This is a genomic window from Mycobacterium sp. NPDC003323 (genome assembly GCF_053589535.1).
Genome location: NZ_JBSFSB010000001.1, coordinates 1,133,947 through 1,159,451, shown reverse-complemented (window position 1 = coordinate 1,159,451; position 25,505 = coordinate 1,133,947). Strand labels below are relative to the sequence as shown.

At 63.6% G+C, this 25,505-nt stretch carries 18 protein-coding genes; 7 read left to right on the top strand and 11 right to left on the bottom strand.

All coding sequences use genetic code 11. The annotated features are described in order from the left end of the window. Window positions 1-3: 3 nt before the first annotated feature. Together dnaE and ACWDUN_RS05355 are read right to left on the bottom strand one after the other, a co-directional pair. On the bottom strand, window positions 4-3,555 hold the full coding sequence (dnaE, locus tag ACWDUN_RS05360; protein WP_449925530.1) for a DNA polymerase III subunit alpha: 3,552 nt from the start codon (window positions 3,553-3,555) through the stop codon (window positions 4-6). Between the two features lie 109 nt (window positions 3,556-3,664). Continuing rightward, on the bottom strand, window positions 3,665-4,384 hold the full coding sequence (locus tag ACWDUN_RS05355; RefSeq protein ID WP_449925527.1) for a glycosyltransferase: 720 nt from the start codon (window positions 4,382-4,384) through the stop codon (window positions 3,665-3,667). Between the two features lie 158 nt (window positions 4,385-4,542). Here ACWDUN_RS05355 and ACWDUN_RS05350 point away from each other — a divergent pair, with 158 nt between their 5' ends. From ACWDUN_RS05350 to ACWDUN_RS05340, 3 genes are read left to right on the top strand one after another with little or no spacing between them, the layout of a single operon-like run. After that, complete coding sequence (locus tag ACWDUN_RS05350; protein WP_449925525.1) at window positions 4,543-5,475, top strand: ATP-binding cassette domain-containing protein; 933 nt, start codon at window positions 4,543-4,545, stop codon at window positions 5,473-5,475. Then, window positions 5,472-6,209, top strand: a complete 738-nt coding sequence (locus ACWDUN_RS05345; protein ID WP_449925523.1) for an ABC transporter permease — start codon at window positions 5,472-5,474, stop codon at window positions 6,207-6,209. The genes ACWDUN_RS05350 and ACWDUN_RS05345 overlap by 4 nt, the downstream gene beginning before the upstream one ends. Then, a complete protein-coding gene (locus ACWDUN_RS05340; protein WP_449925520.1) occupies window positions 6,206-7,027 on the top strand; it encodes an ABC transporter permease in 822 nt (273 codons plus the stop codon). The genes ACWDUN_RS05345 and ACWDUN_RS05340 overlap by 4 nt, the downstream gene beginning before the upstream one ends. A gap of 16 nt (window positions 7,028-7,043) precedes the next feature. On the opposite strand, the gene ACWDUN_RS05335 is transcribed toward ACWDUN_RS05340, so the two are convergent. Then, a complete protein-coding gene (locus ACWDUN_RS05335; RefSeq protein ID WP_449925517.1) occupies window positions 7,044-8,345 on the bottom strand; it encodes a UDP-glucose dehydrogenase family protein in 1,302 nt (433 codons plus the stop codon). A gap of 462 nt (window positions 8,346-8,807) precedes the next feature. Here ACWDUN_RS05335 and ACWDUN_RS05330 point away from each other — a divergent pair, with 462 nt between their 5' ends. Continuing rightward, a complete protein-coding gene (locus ACWDUN_RS05330; RefSeq protein ID WP_449925514.1) occupies window positions 8,808-9,695 on the top strand; it encodes a glycosyltransferase family 2 protein in 888 nt (295 codons plus the stop codon). Between the two features lie 123 nt (window positions 9,696-9,818). On the opposite strand, the gene ACWDUN_RS05325 is transcribed toward ACWDUN_RS05330, so the two are convergent. Continuing rightward, window positions 9,819-10,889, bottom strand: a complete 1,071-nt coding sequence (locus ACWDUN_RS05325; RefSeq protein ID WP_449925511.1) for a polysaccharide pyruvyl transferase family protein — start codon at window positions 10,887-10,889, stop codon at window positions 9,819-9,821. 260 nt (window positions 10,890-11,149) lie between these two features. Between ACWDUN_RS05325 and ACWDUN_RS05320 the strand changes: the two genes are divergently transcribed. After that, on the top strand, window positions 11,150-11,983 hold the full coding sequence (locus ACWDUN_RS05320) for a glycosyltransferase family 2 protein (RefSeq protein ID WP_449925508.1): 834 nt from the start codon (window positions 11,150-11,152) through the stop codon (window positions 11,981-11,983). A gap of 3 nt (window positions 11,984-11,986) precedes the next feature. Here the strand turns inward: ACWDUN_RS05320 and ACWDUN_RS05315 are convergent, their stop codons facing one another. From ACWDUN_RS05315 to lspA, 5 genes are all read right to left on the bottom strand, one after another. Continuing rightward, complete coding sequence (locus ACWDUN_RS05315; RefSeq protein ID WP_449925505.1) at window positions 11,987-13,615, bottom strand: glycosyltransferase family 39 protein; 1,629 nt, start codon at window positions 13,613-13,615, stop codon at window positions 11,987-11,989. Window positions 13,616-13,696: 81 nt separating this feature from the next. Further along, complete coding sequence (locus ACWDUN_RS05310; protein ID WP_449925503.1) at window positions 13,697-16,867, bottom strand: MMPL/RND family transporter; 3,171 nt, start codon at window positions 16,865-16,867, stop codon at window positions 13,697-13,699. 40 nt (window positions 16,868-16,907) lie between these two features. Next, window positions 16,908-17,786: an EamA family transporter RarD gene (rarD, locus tag ACWDUN_RS05305; RefSeq protein WP_449926294.1), complete on the bottom strand. Its 879-nt coding sequence runs from the start codon at window positions 17,784-17,786 to the stop codon at window positions 16,908-16,910. Between the two features lie 53 nt (window positions 17,787-17,839). Next, window positions 17,840-18,769 (bottom strand): RluA family pseudouridine synthase, encoded by a 930-nt coding sequence (locus ACWDUN_RS05300; protein WP_449925500.1) that lies wholly within the window; start codon window positions 18,767-18,769, stop codon window positions 17,840-17,842. Then, complete coding sequence (lspA, locus tag ACWDUN_RS05295; RefSeq protein WP_449925498.1) at window positions 18,769-19,431, bottom strand: signal peptidase II; 663 nt, start codon at window positions 19,429-19,431, stop codon at window positions 18,769-18,771. Before lspA ends, ACWDUN_RS05300 begins: the two co-directional genes overlap by 1 nt. A 69-nt stretch (window positions 19,432-19,500) precedes the next feature. Between lspA and ACWDUN_RS05290 the strand changes: the two genes are divergently transcribed. Beyond that, complete coding sequence (locus tag ACWDUN_RS05290) at window positions 19,501-20,424, top strand: asparaginase (RefSeq protein WP_449925496.1); 924 nt, start codon at window positions 19,501-19,503, stop codon at window positions 20,422-20,424. 6 nt (window positions 20,425-20,430) lie between these two features. Here ACWDUN_RS05290 and ACWDUN_RS05285 read toward each other — a convergent pair whose 3' ends face one another. Beyond that, the gene (locus ACWDUN_RS05285) at window positions 20,431-21,750 is read right to left on the bottom strand and encodes a DNA polymerase IV (protein ID WP_449926292.1); all 1,320 of its coding nucleotides are present in this window, start codon (window positions 21,748-21,750) and stop codon (window positions 20,431-20,433) included. A gap of 74 nt (window positions 21,751-21,824) precedes the next feature. Here ACWDUN_RS05285 and ACWDUN_RS05280 point away from each other — a divergent pair, with 74 nt between their 5' ends. Further along, on the top strand, window positions 21,825-22,034 hold the full coding sequence (locus tag ACWDUN_RS05280) for an RNA-binding S4 domain-containing protein (protein ID WP_449925493.1): 210 nt from the start codon (window positions 21,825-21,827) through the stop codon (window positions 22,032-22,034). Window positions 22,035-22,117: 83 nt separating this feature from the next. On the opposite strand, the gene ileS is transcribed toward ACWDUN_RS05280, so the two are convergent. Beyond that, entirely contained in the window at window positions 22,118-25,303 is a 3,186-nt protein-coding gene (gene ileS / locus ACWDUN_RS05275) for an isoleucine--tRNA ligase (protein WP_449926289.1), read from the bottom strand. Window positions 25,304-25,505: the final 202 nt, after the last annotated feature.

The window sequence follows — 25,505 nt, the reverse complement described above, 5'->3', positions numbered from 1 at the left end:
GGATCAACCGCCCAGGCAGCCGGGGCCCAGCAGCGCCTTGAGATCTCCCATCAGCGCGGACGACGGCGTCACCCGCAGCGACTGGTCGAGTTCCAGCGTCGTGATCCGCTCTCCGCTGATCAGCCGCAGATGCACCTGCGAGGTACCGGGATGGCGTGCCAACACCTGCTTGAGCGCAGTCACCTTGTCGTGCGTGCACTGGCGAGTGGGCAGGCTGACCGCCACCGGCCGGTCTCCCTGCGCATTCGAGAAATCGGGCACCACAAGATCATTGGCGATCAGCGAGATCCGGTCATCGCGGATGGCCACCTTCGCCCCGACGATCACCACCGCGTCATCGGCGATGTCCGCGCCGAACGCCGAGTAGGTCTGCGGAAAGAACAACACCTCGATACCACCGGTCAGATCCTCGACCTGCGCGGAGGCCCACGGCAATCCGTTCTTGTTGACCCGCCGGTTGACCGAGGCCAGGATGCCGCCGATACGCACCTGGGTGTCGTTGGCGATATCACCCTCCAGGATGGCCGGGATCTGGGTGTCGATATGCGAGGTGAGCAGATGCGCCACCCCGTCGAGGGGATGGCCGGACACATACAGACCCAGCATCTCGCGTTCGAGGGCAAGCTTGTGCTTGTCCTCCCACTCCCCCTCGGGAACCGGGATGGTGAACACCGATTCCATCCCAGAATCGGCGTCGCCGCCACCGAACAGGTCGAACTGCCCGACGGCCTCGGCCTTCTTGGTGCCCAGCACCGAGTCGACGGCATCGGCATGGACCAGGAACAGACCCTTACGAGGGTGGCCCAGCGAGTCGAACGCGCCGGCCTTGATCAGTGATTCCGTCACCTTCTTGTTGCAGGCGGTGATGTCGATCTTGTTCAGGTAGTCCGAGAAATCGGTGTACTTACCCTTGTCGTTGCGTGCGGTGATGATCGACTGCACAACATTCGCGCCGACGTTGCGCACACCGCCCAGACCGTAGCGGATATCGGTGCCGACCGAGGCGAAGTTGTGCACCGATTCGTTGACGTCCGGTGGCAGCACGGTGATTCCGAGCCGACGGCAGTCCGACAGGTAGACCGCAGCCTTGTCCTTGTCGTCACCGACCGAGGTCAGCAGACCGGCCATGTATTCGGCGGGATAGTTGGCCTTCAGGTACGCCGTCCAGAACGACACCAGACCGTAGCCGGCGGCGTGCGACTTGTTGAAGGCGTACCCGGCGAACGGAAGAATGGTGTCCCACAACGCCTTCACGGCGGCCTCGGAGAAGCCGTTGGCGGTCATGCCCTCCTTGAAGCCCTTGTACTCGGCCTCGAGCACCTCGAGCTTCTTCTTGCCCATGGCTTTTCGCAGCGCGTCGGCCTTGCCCATGGTGTAGGAGGCGACCTTCTGGGCGATGAACATGATCTGCTCTTGATAGACGATCAGGCCGTAGGTCTCGGCCAGGATCTCCTTGAGCGGTTCTTCGAGCTCGGGATGGATCGGCTTGATCGGCTGGCGACCGTTCTTGCGGTCGGCGTAGTCGTTGTGCGCGTTCATGCCCATCGGTCCGGGCCGGTACAGCGCCAGCACCGCGACGATGTCATTGAAACCGGTGGGCTGCATGCGGCGCAGCAGATCGCGCATCGGGCCGCCGTCGAGCTGGAACACCCCGAGCGTGTCACCGCGGGAGAGCAACTCGTAGGTCGCCGGATCGTCGAGCGGCAGGTGATCCATGTCCAGGTCGATGCCGCGGTTGGCCTTGATGTTCTCCAGCGCATCACCGATGACGGTCAGGTTGCGCAGCCCCAGGAAGTCCATCTTGAGCAGGCCGATGGCCTCGCACGATGGATAGTCCCATCCGGTGATGACGGCGCCGTCCTGCGGCCGCTTCCACAGCGGAATTGCATCGACGAGCGGCTCGGAGCTCATGATGACCGCGCAGGCGTGCACGCCGGCGTTGCGCACCAGGCCCTCCAGGCCGCGCGCGGTCTCGTAGATGGTGCGGACATCGGGATCGGTGTCGATCAGACCGCGCACTTCGGCGGCTTCCTTGTACCGCTCGTGGGTGGGATCGGTGATACCGGACAGCGGGATGTCCTTGGCCATGATCGGCGGGGGCAGCGCCTTGGTGATGCGGTCGGCGATGGCGAACCCCGGCTGGCCGTAGTTGACCCGGGCCGAGTCCTTCAGCGCGGCCTTGGTCTTGATGGTGCCGAAGGTGATGACCTGGGCGACCCGGTCACTGCCCCACTTGTCGGAGGCGTAGCGCACCATCTCACCGCGGCGACGGTCGTCGAAGTCGATATCGATATCGGGAGCCGACGGGCGTTCGGGGTTGAGGAAGCGCTCGAACAGCAGCCCGTGCGGGATGGGATCGATATTGGTGATGCCCATGGCGTAGGCCACCAGTGATCCGGCGGCCGATCCGCGGCCCGGACCAACCCTGATGTTCACCGACCGGGCGTAGTTGATCAGGTCGGCGACGATGAGGAAGTAGGCCGGGAAGCCCTTGTCGCAGATGACCTTGATCTCGTAGTCGGCACGGTCGAGGTACTCCTGCGCGGCGCCCTCGGGGAAACGGCGCGCCAAACCCGCGTGCACCTCGTGACGCAGCCAGGACTGCTGGTCGTGGCCCTCGGGCACCGGGAAGATCGGCATCCGGTCGCGCGGTGTCCACACGTCGGTGTAGGGCTGGACGCGCTCGGCGATGAGCAGCGTCGAGTCGCAGGCGCCGGGCACCTGCGGATCCCACAGCGCCCGCATGTCGGCGGCCGACTTCAGGTAGTAGCCGTCCCCGTCGAACTTGAACCGGGTGGGATCGGACAGTGTCTTCCCGGTCTGCACGCACAACAGTGCTTCGTGGTTGTGCGACGCCTCACGCGTCACGTAGTGACAGTCGTTGGTGGCCAGCGGCGGGATGCCCAACTTGCGGCCCACCGCCAGCAGACCTTCGCGGACCCGGCGCTCGATCTCGATACCGTGGTCCATCAACTCCAGGAAGAAGTTGTCCTTCCCGAAGATGTCCTGCCACTTGGCGGCGGCCTCCACGGCCTCCTTCTCGTGTCCGAGCCGCAGCCGCGTCTGCACCTCGCCGGACGGGCAGCCGGTGGTCGCGATGATGCCCTCGGCGTGCTCGGCGATCAGCTCGGCATCCATGCGCGACCACTTGCCGAGCTGGCCCTCGAACGAGGCCAGAGACGACAGCTTGAACAGATTGCGCAGGCCGGTGGCGTTCTCGGCGACCATCGTCATATGCGTGTAGGCACCGCTGCCGGAGACGTCGTCGCCCTTCTGGCTGCGGTCACCCCACTGCACGCGCTTGGTGTCGAACCGCGACGCCGGGGCGATATAGGCCTCGATACCGATGATCGGTTTGATGCCGGCGTCGGTGGCGATGTTGTAGAACTCGCTGGCGCCGAACATGTTGCCGTGGTCGGTCATCCCGATGGCCGGCATCTCGAGACGCTGCGCCTCGGCGATCATCGGCTTGACCTTCGCGGCACCGTCGAGCATCGAGTATTCGGTGTGGTTGTGCAGATGCACGAAGCTTGAAGACGATGCACCGGTACCCATAGGCCAGTCAGTCTAGGGCTCGGTACCGACACCTCCTGACGGACGCGCGGGAGGACTTTTCACTGTCGGCGTGCCGCCCGGCGTGTCGCACTCCAGCGGTCTGCCAGTGTCAGCGAACCTCTTTCCATTCCTTGCTGACCGACTTCTGGAACAGGAAGACCGACAGCGAGTTTGCGCCCCAGTCGCGCACCAGCTTGCCCCAGCCGACCGCGTGGGCACGCCGTCCTGTGTGGAACACGGTCAGGCCATTCTCGAAGCGAGTTTTACCAATCTTTGACAACCTTCGAAACAAGTCCATATCTTCGGCTGCCGTGAGCGTCGGATTGAATCCACCTACTCGCCGGAACTGAGTCGCTGAGATCATCTGGAACTCACCGCCAGACCCGCCGATGCCGAGTACGTTGTTCTGGAACCAGAACTGCAGTCCCAGCAAAGTGAACATTACCTGATCGGACCACGTCCGGTCGTCCCGCCGCACGCGGTATCGGCTGGTCAGAGCCACCAGATTTGGACGTAGACGGAAAGAATCCAGCGCATACTCAATAAATGAATCGATTTCTGGGATCGTCACATCAGCATCTAGAAACACCAGAAAATCGCCGCGCGCCTCGGCGGCCCCCATATTCCGAGCGAGCGCGATAGTCTGCCGTTCTGGGCGATCGTAAACAACCACCCTGTCCGCGTACCGACTGCACAACTCGACCGTGCCGTCGGTGCTGTTGCCGTCGGAGACGATAATCTCGTGGGGGCCGGAGTACTCGGCAATGCACTTTAGCGTTGACTCGATGGTCTTGATCTCGTTTAGCGCGGGTATGACGAATGAGATCACTTTCCAAACCCCCTCACGCGGACGCCGCTGCCGGCAAACAATCGGCACGACTCGATCTGGACGAATGGTACCCACTCAAGGCGTGAGGCGTCTGATGATGGTTCGCCTTCGCTACGTCGAACAGACCGGAGGCCACAGCGTCTGTATCGTATGTCTCCGTGATTGAGCTCATCAATGTCGCCAAAACATTCGGCGGGGACGTCCCCGCCTTGCGCGACGTGAGCTTCTCGGTTCCAAGCGGGTCAGTTTGCGCTTTGCTGGGCCACAACGGGGCTGGCAAGACAACCACAGTCAATATCCTGTCGACGTTGCTGAAACCGACGTCGGGTACCGCGCTCGTGGCTGGCTACGACGTTGCGAAGGAAGCGGCGAATGTCCGCAGGAGCATAGGGGTCACCGGCCAGGACGCCGCATTAGACTTGCGGTTGAGCGGACGCCAAAACTTGATCTTGTTTGGGCGGCTTCGCGGCATGCGCCGGGTGGAAGCTCGGGCTCGCGCAAACGACTTGATCGATCAATTCGATATGGGACATGCCGCCGATCGCGAAGTCAGTGGTTACTCAGGCGGCATGCGACGGCGCATCGACATTGCAGTGTCCTTGGTGGTGCCTCCCAAGGTGCTTTTCCTCGATGAGCCGACGACTGGGCTTGACCCGCGTAGCCGTCGCGATGTGTGGAACCTGGTCGCCTCACTTAAAGCTCAAGACATAACCGTGCTACTCACGACGCAATACCTCGAAGAGGCGGATATATTAAGCGATTCAATAGTCATCCTGAATCACGGCCAGATCGTGGCCAGTGGCACCGCCGATGACCTGAAGCGTCAGATTGGTGATAGCTACTGTCAGATGACTGCAGTCAATCCGAGCGACCTGCCTCGCATAGCTGCGGCACTTGCCGGTTTCGACGAGATCGAGGTGGATGCAGACTCGAGCACGGTGTCCGTACCGGCTCCGGGAGGCGTTTCAACACTGGCTGAAGTATTCCGAAAGATTGACGAAATCGGCGTGGACCTGCTCGACATCTCGCTGCGTCGCCCCTCGCTGGACGAAGTATTTCTACACTTGACGACCCCATCCAAGAGGCCATGAACGCACCTGCCATCCTCACGGCCCGAGTTCTGCAACGTAACAGGGTCGACCTGATATTCGCGGCTGTTGCGCCCCTGCTCGGTCTGCTCGGCTTGACTTTCTTGCTGCGCGGGGTAATTGACACGGGCGAAATGAGCTACGCGCAATACGTGTTGCCGGCTGTCGTGGTGCAAGCCATGCTTTTCGGTGCACTCACAACAACAGATCGTGCTGCAACAGAGAAAAACACGGGAATGGGTACCCGCTTGCGGACGCTACCGATTTCGCAGTATGCCTCTTTGACAGCGCGAATGAACTACTGCATCATACGTGGAATCATCGGTATCATTGCCTCCTTCGTGGCAGCAGCGGTGTTCGGTTACGTTTTCGACTCCGGGTTCTTATACTTCGCCGCCTTCCTCGCTGTCGCATTGACGCTCACTCTCGCTTTGTCGCTGGGTGCCGACGCCGCTGGCATGAAAGCTGGGCGCACAGAAGTCGCCAGTCAGCTGCTCCTCGTGCCACAGCTCTTCCTCGTCCTGCTGTCGACCGGAGTCGCACCCCTAACGGCCTTTCCGACGTGGTTGCAGCCTGCCGTGTATTGGCAACCCGTGTCGCAGATCACGGAGACCTTGCGCGGATTCACCATTGGCAGCATTGACGCGACTAATGTCACAACGAGTTTGGCGTGGTGCATCGGGCTGCTATTCCTGTTTACTTGGATGGCGCTCAAATCTCAGAGGCGGACCCAATGACCGACCGCACGAAGGCGGCGCATCTACCGTCTACGCTGCGCCAGCACTCGTTGCTTATGGAGAGCTGGATATTCGCAGGTCGTCTGTTCATGCACTGGCGCAGTTACCCGACAGTTCCACTGCAATCCCTTTTGCTTCCGACGGTGCTCCTGGTGACGTACAGCCTGCTCGTCGGCAAGTCCATGGTCCGCATTACTGGCGACAGCGGCTTGGACGTCCTGATTCCCGTATGCGCGGTGGCGGGCGCGATGTCTGGTGCTGTGAGTGCAGGAATGATCCTGCCTCAAGCACGTGAAACCGGCCTCCTCGCCCGTCTATGGGTAATGCCCGTCCACCGCGCCAGCGCGCTGACTGGCACTCTGCTAGCCGAGGCCTTGCGTACACTACTCGGGACAGCGTTGATCTTGCTCATCGGTTACGCGCTTGGGTTCCGATTCCACGGGCATGTACTTGGACTGGTGGTTTATCTAACTATTCCAAGTGTCGTGGTGGCGGTCTTCGCAACGGTCGTCGTTTCACTGGCGCTTCGTACCGAAGGACGGACGATCCTCGCTTGGGTGGGTACCGGCAGCATGGGGCTAGCGTTCGGTGCGATTATCCCGGTGGAACGAATTCCCACCGCGCTGCGACCGCTGGCGGAATATCAGCCGGTGAAACCGGCTATCGAGGCTATGCGCGCGTTGTCCCACGGCAGCACGCAAATCTGGTGGCCGCTTGTCGCGACCGCCATCTGGATGATTCTTCTCGCAACGGTTTTCGGCCGTATGGCTATGAGAAACTATGAGCAAGCCGCCGAGACAGGCAAAGTAGGCGACTGACGTTTACGACGTTTGATCAAACCAGGTACGTCCAGCCATCGCTGATCCATTTATCGCGATCGAGGCACATACGGCCATCAATAACGGTCTTATGGCGCACGACTGCGCCGAGAACCGCTGGGGCAATCTGTAGGAACTCCGACCATTCGGTGAGTACCATCACCAAATCCGCATTGTCGCACGCGTCGTGCACTGAATCGGCATACGCCAAAGTCGGGAAGACTGCCCGGGAGTTCTCGACTGCCTTGGGGTCGTATACGGTCACGGAAGCACCCTGCAGTTGCAGCTGCCCCGCCACGTTCAGTGCCGGCGAATCTCGGACGTCATCAGAATTTGGTTTGAAGGCCGCGCCCAGGATTGCGATGTTGGAGTTCAGCAACGACCCCTGGCAGGCCTTACGCGCCACGTCGACCATTCGTGTTCGCCGACGCATGTTCACGTTGTCGACCTCTCGCAGGAATGTCAGCGCCTCGGACGCACCGAGTTCTCCTGCCCTGGCCATAAAGGCTCGGATGTCCTTGGGCAGGCAACCGCCACCAAATCCTATGCCGGCGTTGAGAAATCGGCGCCCGATACGGTCGTCGTAACCAATCGCGTCCGCGACCGCTCTGACATCGGCGCCCACCACATCACACACCTCTGCGATGGCATTGATGAATGAGATCTTCGTCGCGAGAAACGCATTCGCAGAAACTTTGACCAACTCTGCTGTCCCAGGGTCTGTGACGACAAACGGCGTATCGACGTCCAACATGGCGGCGTAAACCTCGCGAGTCATCGCTTCGGCTCGACCACCCTGCTGGCACCCAAGCACGATCCGGTCGGGCCGAAGCGTGTCCTGGATGGCGAAGCCCTCTCGCAGGAACTCCGGGTTCCAAGCAATCTCAATCATTGCATGCCCGGACAGAACCTCAGCGCGCTCAGCAAGTTTCGCGCATGTACCCACCGGAACCGTCGATTTTCCTAGAATCACCACATCTCGACTCACCAATGGCGCGAGATTGTCAACGACCGCGTTTACGTAACGAAGATCTGCTGCGGATTCGCCCTTCTTCTGCGGTGTTCCCACAGCAATGAAGAAGAGGGTCCCCCACTCGGCCGCAAGTCCGTAATCGGTCGTGATCGTAAGCCGGCCGGTGTCCAAGTGTTTACGCAGGAGATCGGCCAAGCCTGGCTCGAAGAACGGCACCTCGCCCAACTCCAGCCTCGCGACCTTCTGCTGGTCGACCTCTACGCCCAGCACTTCATGTCCAAGCTCGGCCATGCAGACGGCATGCGTTAGCCCTAGGTAGCCGAGGCCAAAGACGGTCAAACGCACGACTAGATCTCCTTCTAGGGACGAACTGAGCACTGGGATGCGCATCGCACCGGCCGCTTTACCGAAACACTAATCCATGACCTCCTAGGTCGCGGAACGTAGTCCTGCGGTCTTGCTCGGCTTCCTCGGCGGTACAGGAACGCTCCACCGAGGGGTTAACTTCCTTTGTCGAAGCAACGAAATTCTCGGCTTTAGTTGCGGCATGAACGGTAGCGCGCCAAAGCCTGAGCGATCGCAAAAATTCACGATTGCCGACTACAGCGGACCCGGACTGTGTTGTGGCAAAATGCGCAGAATTAACTGCCAAAATCAGATGTTGAGCAGCGGCGCGTTCAACCGCATTGTCCCGGTTGCCGCGCTAACTGCGCCGTGTATGGTCCAGGTAAACCAGACCAGATGATGACGCGCTCTTCGGTCTCTCGAGAGTATTGGACGGCGCAACAGCAGAATGGTGGCCGACGGGTGCTCGTCTTCATAACATCGCTTCGCCATCCGGCGAACACTCCGAATTACCGGCGGACGGAAGGCTACTTCCGCGACACCCTGGCTTCGGTCGGTAATCAGTCGTCTGATGACTACGCGATAGTGGTAGTAGGCAACGAACGCCCCTCTTTCCGACTGCCTCCGCGAGTTCACTTTGTAGAGGTTGACTTTCCGCCGCCGACGGAATTCGCCGGTCAGATGAATGACCTAGCGCAGCATTTGTGGGACAAAGGCACGAAATTGGGTATCGGGCTGAGTGCAGCTCGATCTCTAGATCCCGACTACACGATGTTCTTCGATGCGGACGATTTCGTTCATCGTGAGGTGGCAGCGTTTGTGCATGACCATCCGGGCTGCCCCGGCTGGGTGGTACGCCGCGGCTTCATCTACTCACGCACCAGAAACGCATACGCGCCGCGACGCCGACTCTTCCGAATTTGTGGCTCCAGCTACATAGTCCCGTTCAGCGCACACGAGGTGCCTGCTGACCTATCGACCGCTGCCTCCCAAGAGCAGGTCGTTGATGCTTTCGGCATTGAACGCATCGACCGGGTGATCGCTGGTCATCGACGGGCACTGGAATGGTGGCAAGACTACGGGCTCAACCTCGAGCCGTTGCCGTTCCCGGGAGTCGTTTACCATGTCGACACGGGCGAGAATCACTCGCGCTCCGTGCTGGCAGGGCCGGCGCTGCCCCATAGTCCCCGGTTGCTATTCGACTTCGGAGTAAAACCGACAAGATCTCGGTGGCACGCGTATTGGTCAGCGGTGGGGATACCCGCATTCAAACCGGACCTCAGAGTTCGGCCACCGGGATTTCTCAAACCGACTACTCCGCGGATCGTTCGCCCTGAGGTCAATAAGTAGGCAAGAGCAACAATGTGCCGCAACGACTCTCATCGAACTTGCGATACTGCATGCCGTCTCGCGCCGACCCATCCGTTTTCGCGAACTTCGATGGAGCTTTCATGCGAAGTCGATGTCGAGTAATCACGGCGTAGCATGACTATGGGGTGGCAGTCCAATTTGTCGGCGCGCGCGGCTGAATTCATTTCGAAGGCGTTGACGCAAAGTCTGGACGGCAGCACGCTTCATCGAACGCACACCCGCACTGTCGGCCAACGAATCCAGGGCGCGACTGACGACTTCACCACTGGATAGCACATCGGTCCTAATCAACGACCTTTCGTCGTTGATCGACATTGCGAAGTCCCTACACTTGGGCTGGTATTCGAGTGAGATGGTCGGAGTATCGGAAAGAGCGGCGAGGATCAACGCGTGGAGTCGCGTTGCAATCACCAAGCTGCACCGCGCGAGTTCCGCTGACACAGCTAGCGAATCCTGCGGCGCGATCAACTCGGCGTCGACGCCGTCCAAAACTCTGGAAGTCCAACGGCGGTCGCTGCCGTCCATCAGGATCCCCACGAACCGATACCCCTGCAACGCCAATTGCTTGACGGCTATCGAAAGTTCGTGGACGACGGAATCCGGATCATGCCCCCAAAGATCGTCGTGGAAACCAAGATTGACGCCGATCAAACCATCCACAGGCGTCACCTTGGGCCGAGGCAGTAGAAGCGCAGGATCGCCCGTCACCGCCACATCGAAGCCGACATCCGCCAATAGTTCCGCACTTCGAGGCCCTCGGACCGACACATTCTGAAAGCGCGACAGGACGGCCGGCCATCGCGCGAGCTCACCTCTTGCAGAACCGCTACGCTTACCGCCGAAAGCAGGGTCTTCAACGCCGACGCCGATTGCATAGGTCTGCTGGTCACGCGTCAACCTTTCACCCATCTTTATCAGCAGACGCCAGTGACGGCGGCCGATGAGCGTTCCGCCACCGATAACTTGGGCGCCGCCGCGCAAGGCACGCGTGCTTCCCGCCAGGGTTCCTCGGATGTACTCTCCCGGTGTTCTAGGTATATCAACGAACCGCGCTCCGGCAAGTTCAGACCGGACCGCGTCGTAGATCGCTTCGTCACCAAGATTGCCGTAGCCGTGCCATCCGAGATAACCAACGCGCGGCACGTAACTCGACTCTGAAAGGCTGCTTCGCACGAGCACAATCGTAGATGCGATGCAGCCAAGTGGTGCTCTCGCCGTCGGCGCGGAACGCGTCTTCCCGTGCTTAGCTAAGTTCATAGTCCGCGGCCACGTGGTGACTCCAAAAGTTGACCGCATTGTTCCTCACAGCCCGGGCACAGTTATCTCAGGCAACGTAGGCCGGACAAAGACGCATGCTGTCGCTACTCTCGCAAGCAAGTATGTGCTTCGTTCACCCGGATCATCCGCGCCACTAGAAAGAACCAGCAACCGAGATGTCCAACGCCATCCCAGTCATCGCCGCAATACCCAACTACAACATGGGTCAACACTTACGGAAACTGCTCCCGCAAGTACTGGCCCAGGGCTATGACCGCGTGTACGTGATGGATGATGGCTCCACCGACGAGAGCGTCGCCGTCGTCAAGGAATTCGATGGTCGCGTCGAGTTGATCGCCGCCCGGCACAACCAGGGATGCACCGCGAACCGCAATCAAATCCTCAATAAGCTAGATGGCGATGAGTTGATCCACTTCATCGATGCTGACATGGATCTTGCCACTGACAACATCGCCGAGGTAGCCCGCGACCTCGCTGCACGCTATGCCGATCACGGGGTCGGAGCGATCGGCGGTTTGGTGAGCCGTGCTGATGGCAGCCAAGAGCCCTTCAATTTCGGCCCAGCGTTCTCGCTACAGACGCACATCACTTCAATTCCGCCGATCCTCGACCAGGTGAGGCACCGGCCTAGATTTGCCCGGACAATCGAGCGTGCGGTCCGGCCAGTCATGAGGCATTATCCGAATGTTCTGGCGGTTCCTGCAGCTCAGCCCACATTCTGGCTGCATGAGGGCAACATGTTGATCTTTGCCGACGTATACCAATCGATCGGTGGCTACGACATCAACATGCGTAACCACGGCGCCCAAGACCTTGCCATCCGGTTGGAGAAGCGCGGAATCAATCGCTGGTTCGACCCCAGCATCCGGGTGGTCCACCACTACATCGACGTTCGCGGCAAAAAGCGCAAGAAGCAGCAGTATGAATCACTGCGCTACCTGGTCGGAAAGCACGGCCCGATGGCGTGGGCTACCGGGGTCTATCGGTAGCCCTCAGCGCTTGCTCAGCAGGTAGACCTGGGCACCACCCATCGACTGGATGACGCCCAGGTTCTCGACGGCGTAACCCTGTTCCTCGAACTGGGCCACGAGGCGCGCGCGTTTGTCCAGTGTGTTGCCGTAGGTGTTCCCGACCATGACCCGACTTGCGTAGTACAGCCGACGATTGGCGATCTGTGACAGGTCCGGGGGATGCAGGAGCAATGAGTCCTGGGTGGCCACATAGGCGTGAACGCCCGGCGGAAGCTGAATCAATGTCGGCGGTACGAGCCCACGACGGTCGGAGTCCACGATGACCGCGGTATCGGCGCCGGGAAGCGGCTCGGGCCGCACACGCTCGTAGACGTGGACGGTGGTTGCTATCGCAACCCCAACGAACTGAAAGCCGAGCAACACGACGAGCGCACCCACCACTGCCGTACGCTGCCGGCCCGCCACCGCCAGGGCGACCGCGAGGAACGGCGTCAGGAAGTACAGGTACAGCGGGCGCATCGAATGTAGCGGGCTGACGCAGACCACGAACATTACGAGCACTACGAGACCGCTGCCGAGGAGCATGATCGAGACCATCGAGCGGTCGGTGACCATGCGTCTTTGCCGGCGACGGCACTGTTGCAGGAGCGATCGACCGGCCACGAACATCATCGGCAGCACAAGGATTGCGGTGATCACCGTCGCCACCACCATGGGCCCGGTGATCCGGTAAGCGGGATCCAGTGGTAGGAACATCTCCACCGCTGCGAGCAGGACCAGTCCTATTCGCAGCGGGACGGCAGCGAGGGTCAGCGGTTGAGCTTGCTCGGACCCGAGCTGAAGAGACTGCCTGAAATCGGGGTTCGCCAGAACGAAAATGACTACCGCACCGACATATACCAAAAGCAGCGCAAGCAGATTGCGGTAGCTGCGTCCGCGCACCGCGGCGACCGCGAGCACGAAGAAAGCCATGGCCGCGGGAACCGCAAACAGGTATTGGGTCAGCATGCCGCCGGCAAGTGTTGGCAGCAACGCCAGCAGGTAGATTGAGCTTGGCCGCCGGTACCACAAGATCAATAGAAGCAACAGCAGCGCCGAGAACGTGCCGAGCAGCGCGTACTGGCGCACCGACGTGACGGCGACCCGGGTTGACATCATTGACAACCAGACCAGGACGACAGCGACGGACCACGGTGTCGGGATGGCGAGTGACCGGCAGGCCAGGTAGATCAAAAGTGCGGTCGCGAGGACGAGCACCAGGTTCAGCGCCGCGGCCGCCGGGATCGACACCCCGAATACCAAGAACCACAGGTGCAGCAGCCAGAAGTACAGCGGCGGGTGGATGTCGTGTTGGGCCAGATCGGCACGGACCGTCTCCAAACACGACGATCCGATCGACCAGTACGAATGCCACTCCTCGACTGGCACCCAACGCCCGACGGGTGTCCCCATCGCGTACCGACCCTGCTGGCAGGTCGCACTGAGCAGCGTGATGCCATCGTCGTGAGCCAGATATGTCGACGTCAGAACGCGAATGCACAGCATAAGGAAGGTGATTGCGAGCATGCCGACAACCACTGGCGGCGTCGAGCGGCCGTTGACTAGGCAGGAATGCAGCGTAGCGGTCAGTTGCCGACGACGAGCGTCCACGACGTCGCGTAGCTTACCTATTGCCATATTATGCCTTCGTGATCCGAGCACGACGGGTACTTGCCTCGGTGCTGCGAACGACTACCGGTCCCGCCACGCCGCGTTGACCATCGACGCCTTGGCGACCGCCACGCCATAACCCTCGTTCGTGTCGTCGTCATCGGGATCGTCGTCGACCGCGAACCGCATGGGCGTCGTGCGCTCGCCGACACCCGCCCCCACCTTGGACCGCAACAGCGGCACCTTGTTGCGAAGTTCGTTGGGCACCACCGAGGGCCACCAGTTGCGCTCCCCCAGCAACACCGCAATGGCCGGCACGGTGATGGTGCGGACCAGGAAGGTGTCCAGCAGCAGACCGACACCGATGATGAAGCCCAGCTGCACGATCGCGGCGATGCTGGACACCGTCATCGCCAGCATGGACGCGGCGAAGATCAGGCCCGCCGAGGTGATCACACCGCCGGTCGCACCGACCGTGCGGATGACGGCCACCTTGGTTCCGCGGTGTGCCTCCTCCCGGATGCGGGATATCAGCAGCAGGTTGTAGTCGGCGCCGACCGCCACCAGCACCAGGAAGGTCATACCCGGGGTGTTCCAGAACAACGGCTGATCCAGGATGTACTGGAACACGATCACCGCGATACCGAGCGCCGACGCATACGACAGCACCACCGAGAGCACCAGATAGATCGGCGCGACGATCGCCCTCAACAGCACCGCGAGGATCAGGAACACCACGATCAGCGTCACCAGCACGATGTAGCGGATATCGCCGTTGTAGTAGCCGCGGATTTCGTTCTGCACCACACTGCCACCGACCATGACGATGTCGGCGTCTTCGAGCGTCGTGTTGGGTTTAGCGCTTTCGGCAGCTTCGATGATGTCGTCGACCTGATCCATCGCGTCAGATCCGAACGGATCCAGTGCGGTCTGCACCACGTATCGGGCGGTGTGACCGTCCTCGGAGATGAACAGCTTGGCGGCCTTCTCAAATTCTGGCCGGGTCAGGATCTGCGGCGGGATGTAGAAGCCGGACATCGATGGATCGCCCGCGTCGCGCTTCATCGCCAGCAGGAAGTCGGACGCCTGGCCGAGTCCGCCACCCATTTGCCGGGTCTGGTCGACCAGCAACTGCACTCCCTGCGCCAGCGCCTCACTGGAGTCGGCGAGCATGTTCAACCCGTCAAGAAGCTCGTCCATCTGTGCCTCGACATCGGCCGCGCTGGTGAGGCCGAGGTCATCGACCGCAGTGACGGCGGTGTCCAGTTCACCGGTGACGCCACCCACGGACTGGTGCAGGCTGTCACCCTCGGTCGTAGTCTCCAACTGCTTGGACAGCTCGTAAAGCTGCTGGATGGTGCCGTCGTCATAGGCGATGAGGATGCGTTCCATATCGATGCGCACGGCATTACACACCGGGTCGAGATTGCAGACCGGGCTGGACTTCATGATCGCCACGGTGGGTTCCATCCACAGCGTGTTCAGCACGACCTGCTCTAGTCCGACGCCCATCGTCTTGCCGACACCGCGCAGCAGGTCGATCATGCGAGCACCGGCTTCGATATCGCGCAACGTTGCGGTACCGCCGAACTGCTCTTCGACCTCGACCAGCGAGGTGAGGATGGTGCGGATGGAATCCGAGGAGGCGACGATCTCATCGCGGATCTGATCCAGCACATCGGCCAATGTGCGCGCACCCTCGGACAGCTGGGTCAGCCGCGAGTCGTTCTCGTCGATCAGGTCGGTGGCCTCACCGAGCTTGTCCCCGACCTCACCGGCCTGATGGGTGGCGCGGGCCTCGGTCAGCATCTCTCCGTTGGGCCGTGTTATGCCGCGTACCGCTTCGATGTTTGGGAGTTGGCTGACGCGGTTGGCCATCTGCTCCATGTCGGCCAAGGCACGCGGTGAGCGAAGGTCCTGAGACTCGGAGTGGATCACGATGAACTGCTGAATGGAATTACTGATGGAGAAGTGTTTGTCCATCACCTCGTACGAACCGTTGCTCTCCGATTCCGTCGGCAGGTTCTTGCGGTCGTCGTAGTTGAAGTCGACCAGCAGCGCGCAGCCGGCCAGGGCGGTCAGGATCGCGAGGCTGACCACGAGATTGAGCTTGGGCCTGCGGACGATGAAGACACCCATCCGGCGCCAGAACGGGCCGGTGATGTCCTTGCGCGGATTGACCCACCCCCGGCGGCCGGCCAGCGTGATGAACGCCGGCAACAAAGTGATCGAGCCGAGAAACCCGATGAAGATGGTTGCCGCCAGCGCTGGGCCCACCGTGGAGAACACGCTCAGGGTCGCAAACGACAGCCCGAGGAAGGTGATGGCCACCGTCCCCGCCGAACCGGCGATCACCTCACCGATCGACACCATCGCGGACACGATCGCGACGTCGGATTTGGCGCCGCGTCTCAGATACTCCTGATATCGGCTGAAGAAGAAGACGGCATAGTCCACCCCCGCGCCGAGCATCATGCCAGTGATCAACACGATGGTCTGTGGCGCCAGGCCCAGCCCGATCAGGCCCAGACCGGCCACCACCTGCTGGGCCACCGCGAGCGATATCGCGATGCTGATCAGCGGGATGATCATCGCCACGAGGTTGCGATAGACGATGATCAGGATCAGCAGCACCGTGACCACGGTGGAGATCTCGATGAGTACCTGATCACTCAGCGAGATCTTGCTGACGTCCTCGAACGTCGCGGCCGCGCCGACGATCGAGGGTTTGAGCGTCGTGCCGGCGGTGACCTCTTCGATGATCTTCCGCGCGTCTCGATAGGCGGCTTGGCCCTCACCGCTGCCCATCGATCCGTACAAACTGACGGGCAGATTCCACGCCATCCCGTCCTTGCTGGTCATCGCCTGCCGGATTTCGGGGATGCTGATGAAGTCCTGCATCGACGAGACGATGTCGGTGCGCGCGCGCAATCTGTCCACCAACGTGCGGTAGGTCGCTTCGTCGGCTTCGGTGAGGCCCTTCTCGTTGACCAGCACGACCGCGATGAGGTTGGCCGCATCAGCCTCGTTGAAGGCATCTTTCATTTGCTGGTTGGCGGCGGTCACCGCCGAGTCCGCGGGCATGAAATCCGGCGGATTGCGCTCTGCGACCGTGATCAACGGGGGAAACGCAAGAAACAGCGAACCGGCGATGACCAGCCAAGCGGCGATCATGAGTACCGGATGACGAACGATCATGCGACCGTTGGCGTCGAGAAGGCCGCGCAGGGTCACCTTCGAACGTCTGGACATTGGCGACAAGGCTACATGGTGTTGCTGTTAACTCGACCAGCTACAAACGCCCAGCGCCCCGGGTGTCGCCGAGTTCACCGACCGGTCTGTTCGCCCGCGCTCGGCGCGCGCGCAGCACCGAGTCGACCGTGAAGACCGCGAGCGCCACCCAGATCAGCGAAAACCCCAACCAGCGGGCCGGCGGCATCGGCTCGCCGCCGACGACGATCCCCCAGGACAGCTGCATGACCGGCGTCAGATAGAACAGCAGCCCCATCGTCACCAGCGGTAGCCGCTGTGCCGCAGCGGCGAACAGCAGCAGCGGCAGCGCCGTGAGGACACCGGCCAGGATCAGTAGCATCGTGTGCCCCGCGCCGTGTCCGGTGAAGGTGCCCGCACTCGTCACCTGCAACACCATGAGATAGCCCAGGGCCAACGGCGTGGCCAGCGCGGCCTCCACCCCGACGCTGACCCGGGGATCGGTGGGCACCACCTTCTTCACCGCCCCGTAGAGCCCGAACGACAACGCCAGCCCCAGGCCGATATAGGGCGGTGCTCCGACATGCACCGTCAACACCAGGACGCCGGCAACGGCCACCGCCAGCGCGACCCACTGAGCACCGGTGAGTCGCTCCCGGAACACGACCAGGCCAAGCATCACCGTGACCAACGGGTTGATGAAGTAGCCGAGGGCGGCGTCGACGACGTGGCCGTTGTTGACGGCGTAGACGTAGATCACCCAGTTGGCCGATATCAGTGCGGACGCCGCCGTCAACAACATCCAGGTACGGGCGCTGATGGCCCGCAGATCGGTCATCCGGCCGACGACCGCCACCACCACCGCCATGAACAGGAAGCTCCAGACGATGCGATGCGCCAGGATCTCCACTGCGCCGGCCGGTTTGAGCAGTGGGAAGAACGCCGGGAAGAGACCCCACATGCCGTAGGCGCCCACCCCGAACAGCAGTCCGGCACGACTATCCGGGCGATTGCTCACAGTTCGTGGCTGCGGATGCGGTCCAGTGCCAACTGCAGATCGGCGGGATACGGACTGGTGACCTCCAGCCACCGCCCGTCGCCCGGATGGGCGAAGCCCAGTGACCGGGCGTGCAGCCACTGCCGCTCCAGCCCGAGTTTCTTGGCCAGCGTCGGATCGGCGCCGTAGGTGAGATCACCGCAGCACGGGTGGTGCAGGGCCGCGAAGTGCACCCGAATCTGGTGGGTGCGTCCGGTCTCCAGATGGACATCGAGCAGGCTGGCCGCGACGTACGCCTCGACGGTGTCGTAGTGCGTGATGCTGTGCCTGCCGCCCTCGGTCACCGCGAACTTCCAGTCGTGGCCCCGGTGCCGCCCGATCGGGGCGTCGATGGTGCCACTGGACGGGTCCGGATGTCCCTGCACCAGCGCGTGATAACGCTTGTCCACGGTGCGCTGTTTGAACGCCCGCTTGAGCAAGGTGTAGGCACGCTCGGAGATCGCCACCACCATGACTCCGGACGTACCCACATCGAGGCGGTGCACGATGCCCTGCCGTTCGTGCACGCCCGATGTGGTGATGCGGTAACCCGCTGCGGCCAGCCCGCCGAGCACTGTCGGACCGGTCCAGCCCACCGAGGCGTGCGCGGCCACGCCGGCCGGCTTGTCGACGACGACGATGTCGGCGTCGGAGTACAGGATCGACATGCCCTCGATGTCGACGGGTGTGTTCTCCACCGGTGCGGGCGGTTCGGGCAGGCGCACCTCCAGCCACGCACCGGCCACCAACTTGTCGGACTTTCCGGCCGCGACGCCGTCGAGTTCGACCCCGCCCTCTTCGGCGATGGCGGCCGCGGCCGTCCGGGACAGACCGAGCAGCCGGGCCAGCCCGGCGTCGACCCGCAGACCGGCCAGCCCCTCCGGGACGGGCATCGAGCGGGTGGTCATCAGTTCGATGTGTCCGGCTGCTCGCGCGACGGCTCGACGGCTGTGGCGGTCGGCGCCGGTTGCACCTTCTCGGCGCCGGGTTCATCCGATGTCGGGTTGGCCTTCTCGGACTCCGGTCGGTGCCGGCCCGCGGTGTCGTAGTCGAAGCCGAACAGCGACAGCACCACCAGCAGGATGGCTCCGCCGACCACCGCCGGGTCGGCGACGTTGAAGACCGGCCACCATCCGATGGACAGGAAGTCCACCACGTGCCCGCGCAGCGGACCCGGTGAGCGGAAGAAGCGGTCGACCAGGTTGCCCAGCGCCCCGCCCAGGATCATTCCCAGTCCGAGCGCCCACCACGGTGAGACCAGCCGCCGGCCCATCCAGATGATGCCGATGACCACACCGATGGCGATCAGCGTCAACACCCAGGTGTAGCCGGTGGCCATCGAGAAGGCCGCACCGGAGTTGCGCACCAGCGTCCAGGTGACGGTGTCACCGATGATCGAGACCGGCTGACCGGGCACCAGCAGGCGCACCGCGAGCACCTTGGTGACGATGTCGAGGACCAACACCACACCGGCGATGGTCAGCAACAGACGCAGCCTCTTGCGGGGCCGCGGTTGTCCTGCGTCGTCCGCGGTCACCGGCTCGGCAGAGCCTGTCGAATCGTCAGTCACCGATCCATCATCCCAAACTGTCGAGCGGGCGACGCGATGCCGTCGCCATGATGGTGAACAATCGCAGCCATGCCCGGTATCACCGTCCTCAGTACCGGCGGCACGATCGCGACGAGTTCCGGAGCGGACGGCGTCGCCCGGCCCACCCGCAGCGGCGCCGACCTCACCGCGGGTCTCGACGTCCGCGCGCTGGATCTGATGTCGGTGGACAGTTCATCGCTCGGTCCGGCCGAGTGGGACCGCATCACCGCGGCAGTACACGAGGTGGCCGCCGACACCGACACCCGCGGCATCGTGATCACCCACGGCACCGACACCATGGAGGAGACGGCGCTGTGGCTGCAGATGACCTATGCCGGCGAGGTCCCGGTGATCCTGACCGGGGCGCAGCGCAGCGCCGACGCGCCGGACGCCGACGGCCCGGCCAACCTGCGTGATGCGCTGACCGCCGCCCACGGCGTCGACGCCGGTGTGCTGGTCAGCTTCGCCGGAACACTGTGGCAGCCGTTGGGCCTGTCGAAGGTGGCCACCGAGGATCTCGCGGGTTTTGCGGGCGTCGCGGTGGGCAGTGTGCGCGACGGACGGGTGCAGATGTCCAGGGCGACGCGCGGTCCGCACTTCGGCGCGATCGCTGCGGTCGACGCCCCGCGGGTGGACATCATCGCCGCCTACCCGGGCGCGGACGCAGTCGCCCTCGACGCGTGCGTGGCCGCCGGCGCCGGTGGCCTGGTGCTGCAGGCGCTCGGATCCGGCAATGCCGGACCGGCCATCATCGACGGCGTCCGGCGTGCCACCCGGGCCGGGGTCGCGGTCGCGATCTGCACCCGGGTACCCGGCGGACGCGTGCGTCCCGCATACGGACCCGGCCGGGACATGGCCGACGCCGGCGCGGTGCCGGTGGCGACGCTGCGTCCGGCGCAGGCCCGGGTGATGTTGATGGCCGCCCTGGCCGCCGGGGCCCCGATCGGCGACGTCTTCGCCGAATGGGGCTGAGGGGCTTCATTCGTTGCGCCGGTAGACCTCGTCGAGGTAATCGCGCCAGTCCAGGCTGTCGACCGGATTGGCGCGGGTGAGCTCGGGCAGGTCGGCGCGGAATGTCCGTGCGATACCGGGCCCGGACGCCCTGGTCTCGAAGCGCACCGTCATCACCCCGTGCCCGGCCCCCTGCACCCAGCCGTGCCCGTACTCGCTGTGCACCACATCGTCGCCGATGCGCCACGGTTCCGGGCCGGCATGCACCGGTGCCGCGGTCTGGCTGCCGGGCACCTCATCGTCGACCAGGTCCAGGTCGGGGAACAACGATTCCTGCTGCACCTCGGACAGACCCGAAAAGCCCACGCCCACAAGGCGAACGGGCCCGATCTCGATCGGGTCGAGCAGCAGCCGGCGCGCGGTGGCGACCAGCGCGGCGGGGTCGGTACTGGCATATGGCAGCGTCGCCGACCGGGTCAGGGTGGACATATCGGACTTCTTCAGCTTCACCGTGACGGTCCTGGCACCGCGGCCGTCCTTCAGCAGCCGCCGGTGCGCGTGCTCGCCGATGGTCGCCACCGCATCGCGGAGTTGGTCGAGGGTGCGCAGATCCTCGGCGAAGGTGGACTCGGCGCTGATCTGCTTGGCGGGCGCGTTCTCGGCCACCGGCCGATCATCGATACCGCGCGCCAGGCGATGCAGCGCCGGTCCGAGGGTGGGGCCCAGCACGTCGGCGACCTCACCGTCGCTGAGCGCGGCGAATGCGCCGATGGTCTCGATGCCCAGACGGCGCAGTTTGTCCTCGGCGACCGGGCCGATGCCCCACAGCCGGCGCACCGGTAGACCGGCCAGCAGCGTCTGCTCGTCCGGCCGGCCGATCACCCGGATACCGTCGGGTTTGGCCAACCCGGAGGCGATCTTGGCGACCTGTTTGCCCGAGCCGGCGCCCACCGAGGCGATCAGTCCGGTATCGGTCAACACCTTGGCGCGCAGGTCTTCACAGAACTGTTCGACCTCGGACACCGTCGCACCGGCCAGTTCCGCGGGTTCACCGAACGCCTCGTCGTACGACAACTGCTCGAGCACCGGCACGACCGAGCGCACCGTCTCGAAGACGCGTCCGCTGGCCGCGCCGTACACCACTCCGCGCGGTGGCAGCACCACGGCACCCGCGCCCACCAGCCGGCGAGCCTGATGCATGGGCATGGCCGACCGTGCCCCGAACACGCGGGCCTGATAGCTGGCACCGGCCACCACACCGCGACCGCCGAGACCGCCGACCAGGACCGGACGGTCCCGCAGGGTGGGCCGGGTCAGCTGTTCGACGGAGGCGAAGAACGCATCCATGTCCAGATGCAGCACCCACCGTTGCACAACAGGAAATGCTAGGTGCCGCACCCGACGCGGATACCCTGACGCCCATGGAAGACGTGCCGATCCGCGACGAGACGATCCGGCTGGGACAGTTCCTCAAGCTTGCGGGGCTGATCGACACCGGCGCCGACGCCAAGTCGGTGATCGCCGACGGGCTGGTCACGGTCAACGGTGAGGTCGAACTGCGCCGGGGTCGGCAACTGCGGGTCGGCGACATCGTGAGCTGCGGCGGCGAATCGGCCCGCGTCAGTCGCTGATCACTGCCCACCTCGACGAAATGGTGGGCTGCTCTCGCACTTTCCCGCCGAAATGTACATTTCGGCGGGAAAGGACAGGGTGATCACGCCTTGGTGATCGCGACGCGCACACCCTCGCCGATCTCGCTGCCGTCTACGGGATCGCCGAACTCGAAACCGGTGGCCAGGATCTCCCCGGCGATCAGGTCACGGTGGGCGGCGGCCCAGTCGGCGAATTGCGCGGGCACCGACATGACCACCGAGATCCGGTCCGAGACGTCCAATCCGGTGCTCTTGCGCAGCTCCTGCAGTTCACGGATGCGGTCCTTGGCCCAACCCTCGGCCTCCAGCTCGGGTGTGACGGTGCCGTCCAGCACCACCAGGCCCGCGCCGTCGGGCAGCGCCGCCGTCCATTCCGGATCGGCGGCAACGAGTTTCGAGGTGAACTCGGCCGGCAGCAGAGTGGCCGGTCCGGCCGTCAGGGTGCCGTCGGCGTTGAGCACCCCTTCGCCGGCCTTGACCGCCTTGATCGCCGCCTGCACGTCCTTGCCGATGCGCGGACCCGCGGCGCGCGCGTTCACCGCCAGTTCGAACCGACCGTAGGTGTCGATCTCGTCGCTGAGGTCGACGGCCTTGACGTTGAGCTCATCGGCGATCAGTTCGACGAACGGCGCCAGGCTCTCCGGGTGCTGCACCGCCACGGTCAGTTTGGGTAGCGGCAGGCGCACCCGCAGCTTCTTGGCCTTGCGCAGCGAGGATCCGGTGGAGCACACCTCGCGCACCTGATCCATGGCGGCGACCAGGTCCGGATCGGCCGGCAACTCGTCGGCCGACGGCCAATCGGTCAGGTGTACCGACCGCTGTCCCGTGACACCGCGCCAGATGACCTCGGAGACCAGCGGCAGCAGCGGCGCGGCCAACCGGCCGGTCACCTCGAGCACGGTGTGCAGGGTGTCGATCGCGTCGGCATCCTCCTCCCAGAAGCGCGAACGTGACCGGCGCACATACCAGTTCGTCAACGCGTCGGTGAACTGCCGCAGCTGGTCGCAGGCCCCGGAGATATCGCAGACATCCAGCGATGCGGTGAGCTCATCACGCAGGGCGGCGAGCTTGGCCAGGATGTAGCGGTCCAGCACATGGGGCGAGTCGGTGCGCCAGGTGCCCTGCTGCGGTGCGTACAGGGTGAGGAAGGTGTAGGCGTTCCAGAACGGCAACTGCACCTGCCGCACACCTTCGCGGATGCCCTGTTCGGTGACGATCAGATTGCCGCCACGCAGGATCGGCGAGGCCATCAGGAACCAGCGCATGGCGTCGGAGCCGTCGCGGTCGAACACCTCGGACACATCCGGGTAGTTGCGCAGCGACTTGCTCATCTTCTGACCATCGTTGCCGAGCACGATGCCGTGCGACACACACGTTTTGAACGCCGGCTTGTCGAACAGCGCCGTGGCCAGCACATGCATGGTGTAGAACCAGCCGCGGGTCTGCCCGATGTACTCGACGATGAAATCGCCGGGGAAGTGCGCGGCGTCGGCGCCACCACCGGTGCCAGTTCCCGCCGCCCCACCCGCGAACCACTGCTTGTTCTCGAACGGGTAGTGCACCTGCGCGTACGGCATCGACCCGGAGTCGAACCACACGTCGAGCACATCCTCGATGCGCCGCATGGTCGACCTGCCGCTCGGGTCGTCCGGGTTCGGCCGCGTCAGCTCATCGATATAGGGCCGGTGCAGGTTGGTGGGCCGGACCCCGAAATCGCGTTCGAGTTCGTCGAGGCTGCCGTACACGTCGGTGCGCGGGTACGCGGGGTCGTCGGACACCCACACCGGGATCGGCGTGCCCCAGTAGCGGTTCCGCGAGATCGACCAGTCGCGGGCATTGGACAGCCACTTGCCGAACTGGCCGTCCTTGACGTGCTCGGGGTACCAGGTGATCTGCTGGTTGAGCTCGACCATCCGGTCGCGGAACTGGGTGACCTTGACGAACCAGGACGACACCGCCCGGTAGATCAGCGGGTTGCGGCAGCGCCAGCAGTGCGGATACGAGTGCTCGTAGGTCTCATGCCGCAGCAGCACCGGCGCGTTGACCGCGGCGGGCCCGGTGCCGTTCTTGAGGTCCTTGATGATCTGCGGATTGGCCTCGAAGACCTGCAGGCCGGCGTAATCGGGCACCGTGGAATCGAAGCGCCCCTTGGAGTCGACGGGAGTGACCGCGACGATATCGGCGGTGTCGGCGGTGGCCTTGTCGTCCTCGCCGTAGGCGGGCGCCATGTGCACCAGACCGGTGCCGTCCTCGGTGCTGACGAACTCGGCACCGAGCACCTGGAAGGAGTTGCGGGCCTGCTCGGAGTCGACGAAATACGCGAACGGCGGGAGATAACGCGTGCCGAGCAGCTGCTCACCCAGATAGGTGGCCAGCACGACGGGCTCCTCACCGAGTTCGCGGGCATAGGCGCCCAGCCGCGCCTCGGCGAGCACGAATCGGTGCCCGTCCGGGCCCTCGACCACCGCATAGCTGACGCCCGGGTTGACCGCGACGGCCTGGTTGGACGGCAGCGTCCACGGCGTGGTGGTCCAGATCAGCAGGTACGCACCGGCGACCGGGCCGTCGGCGGCCTTGAAGCCGACCGTCAGCGCCGGGTCCTGGCGGCTCTGGTAGACGTCGTCGTCCATCCGCAGTTCGTGATTGGACAGCGGGGTCTCGTCATTCCAGCAGTACGGCAACACCCGGTTGCCCTCATAAGCCAGCCCCTTGTCCCAGAGCTGTTTGAACGCCCAGATGGTGGACTCCATGAAGTCCAGATCCAGTGTCTTGTAGTCGTTTTCGAAGTCGACCCAGCGGGCCTGGCGGGTGACGTAGGCGCGCCATTCGCCGGCGTACTTCATCACCGAGGCGCGGCAGGCGTCGTTGAACTTCTCGATGCCGAGTTCTTCGATCTGGGTCTTGTCGGTGATGCCGAGCTGGCGCTGCACCTCGAGCTCGGCCGGCAGACCGTGGGTGTCCCAGCCGAACCGGCGCTCCACCTTGTAGCCGCGCATCGTGCGGTAGCGGGGAACGATGTCCTTGACGTAACCGGTGAGCAGATGGCCGTAGTGCGGCAGACCATTGGCGAACGGCGGACCGTCGTAGAAGACGTACTCCGGCGCGCCGTCGCGGCGGGCCACGCTGGCGCGGAAGGTGTTGTCGGTGTCCCAGTAGTCGAGAACCTCGGCCTCCAGCGCCGGGAAGTTCGGGGTTCCGGCGGCCGGCTTGGGATAGGCGGTCACTGCTGTCGTCTCCTGTGTGCCCATTGGTTCAGGCACGGGGACGAACATCGCGCGGTTGCGCGAGCCCGCGGTACCACCCCGCTTGCGCACCCGGCTCGGGTGCGCCGCTCAACTATGGGTGATGACGGACCCCACCGTTCGGTTCTACTGGGCCCGCTGCGCGGGCCGTTCTTCCGAAGGCTCCCCGGTGATGTCCGGATCGACGCCGTTGGATCTGGAGTCTAGC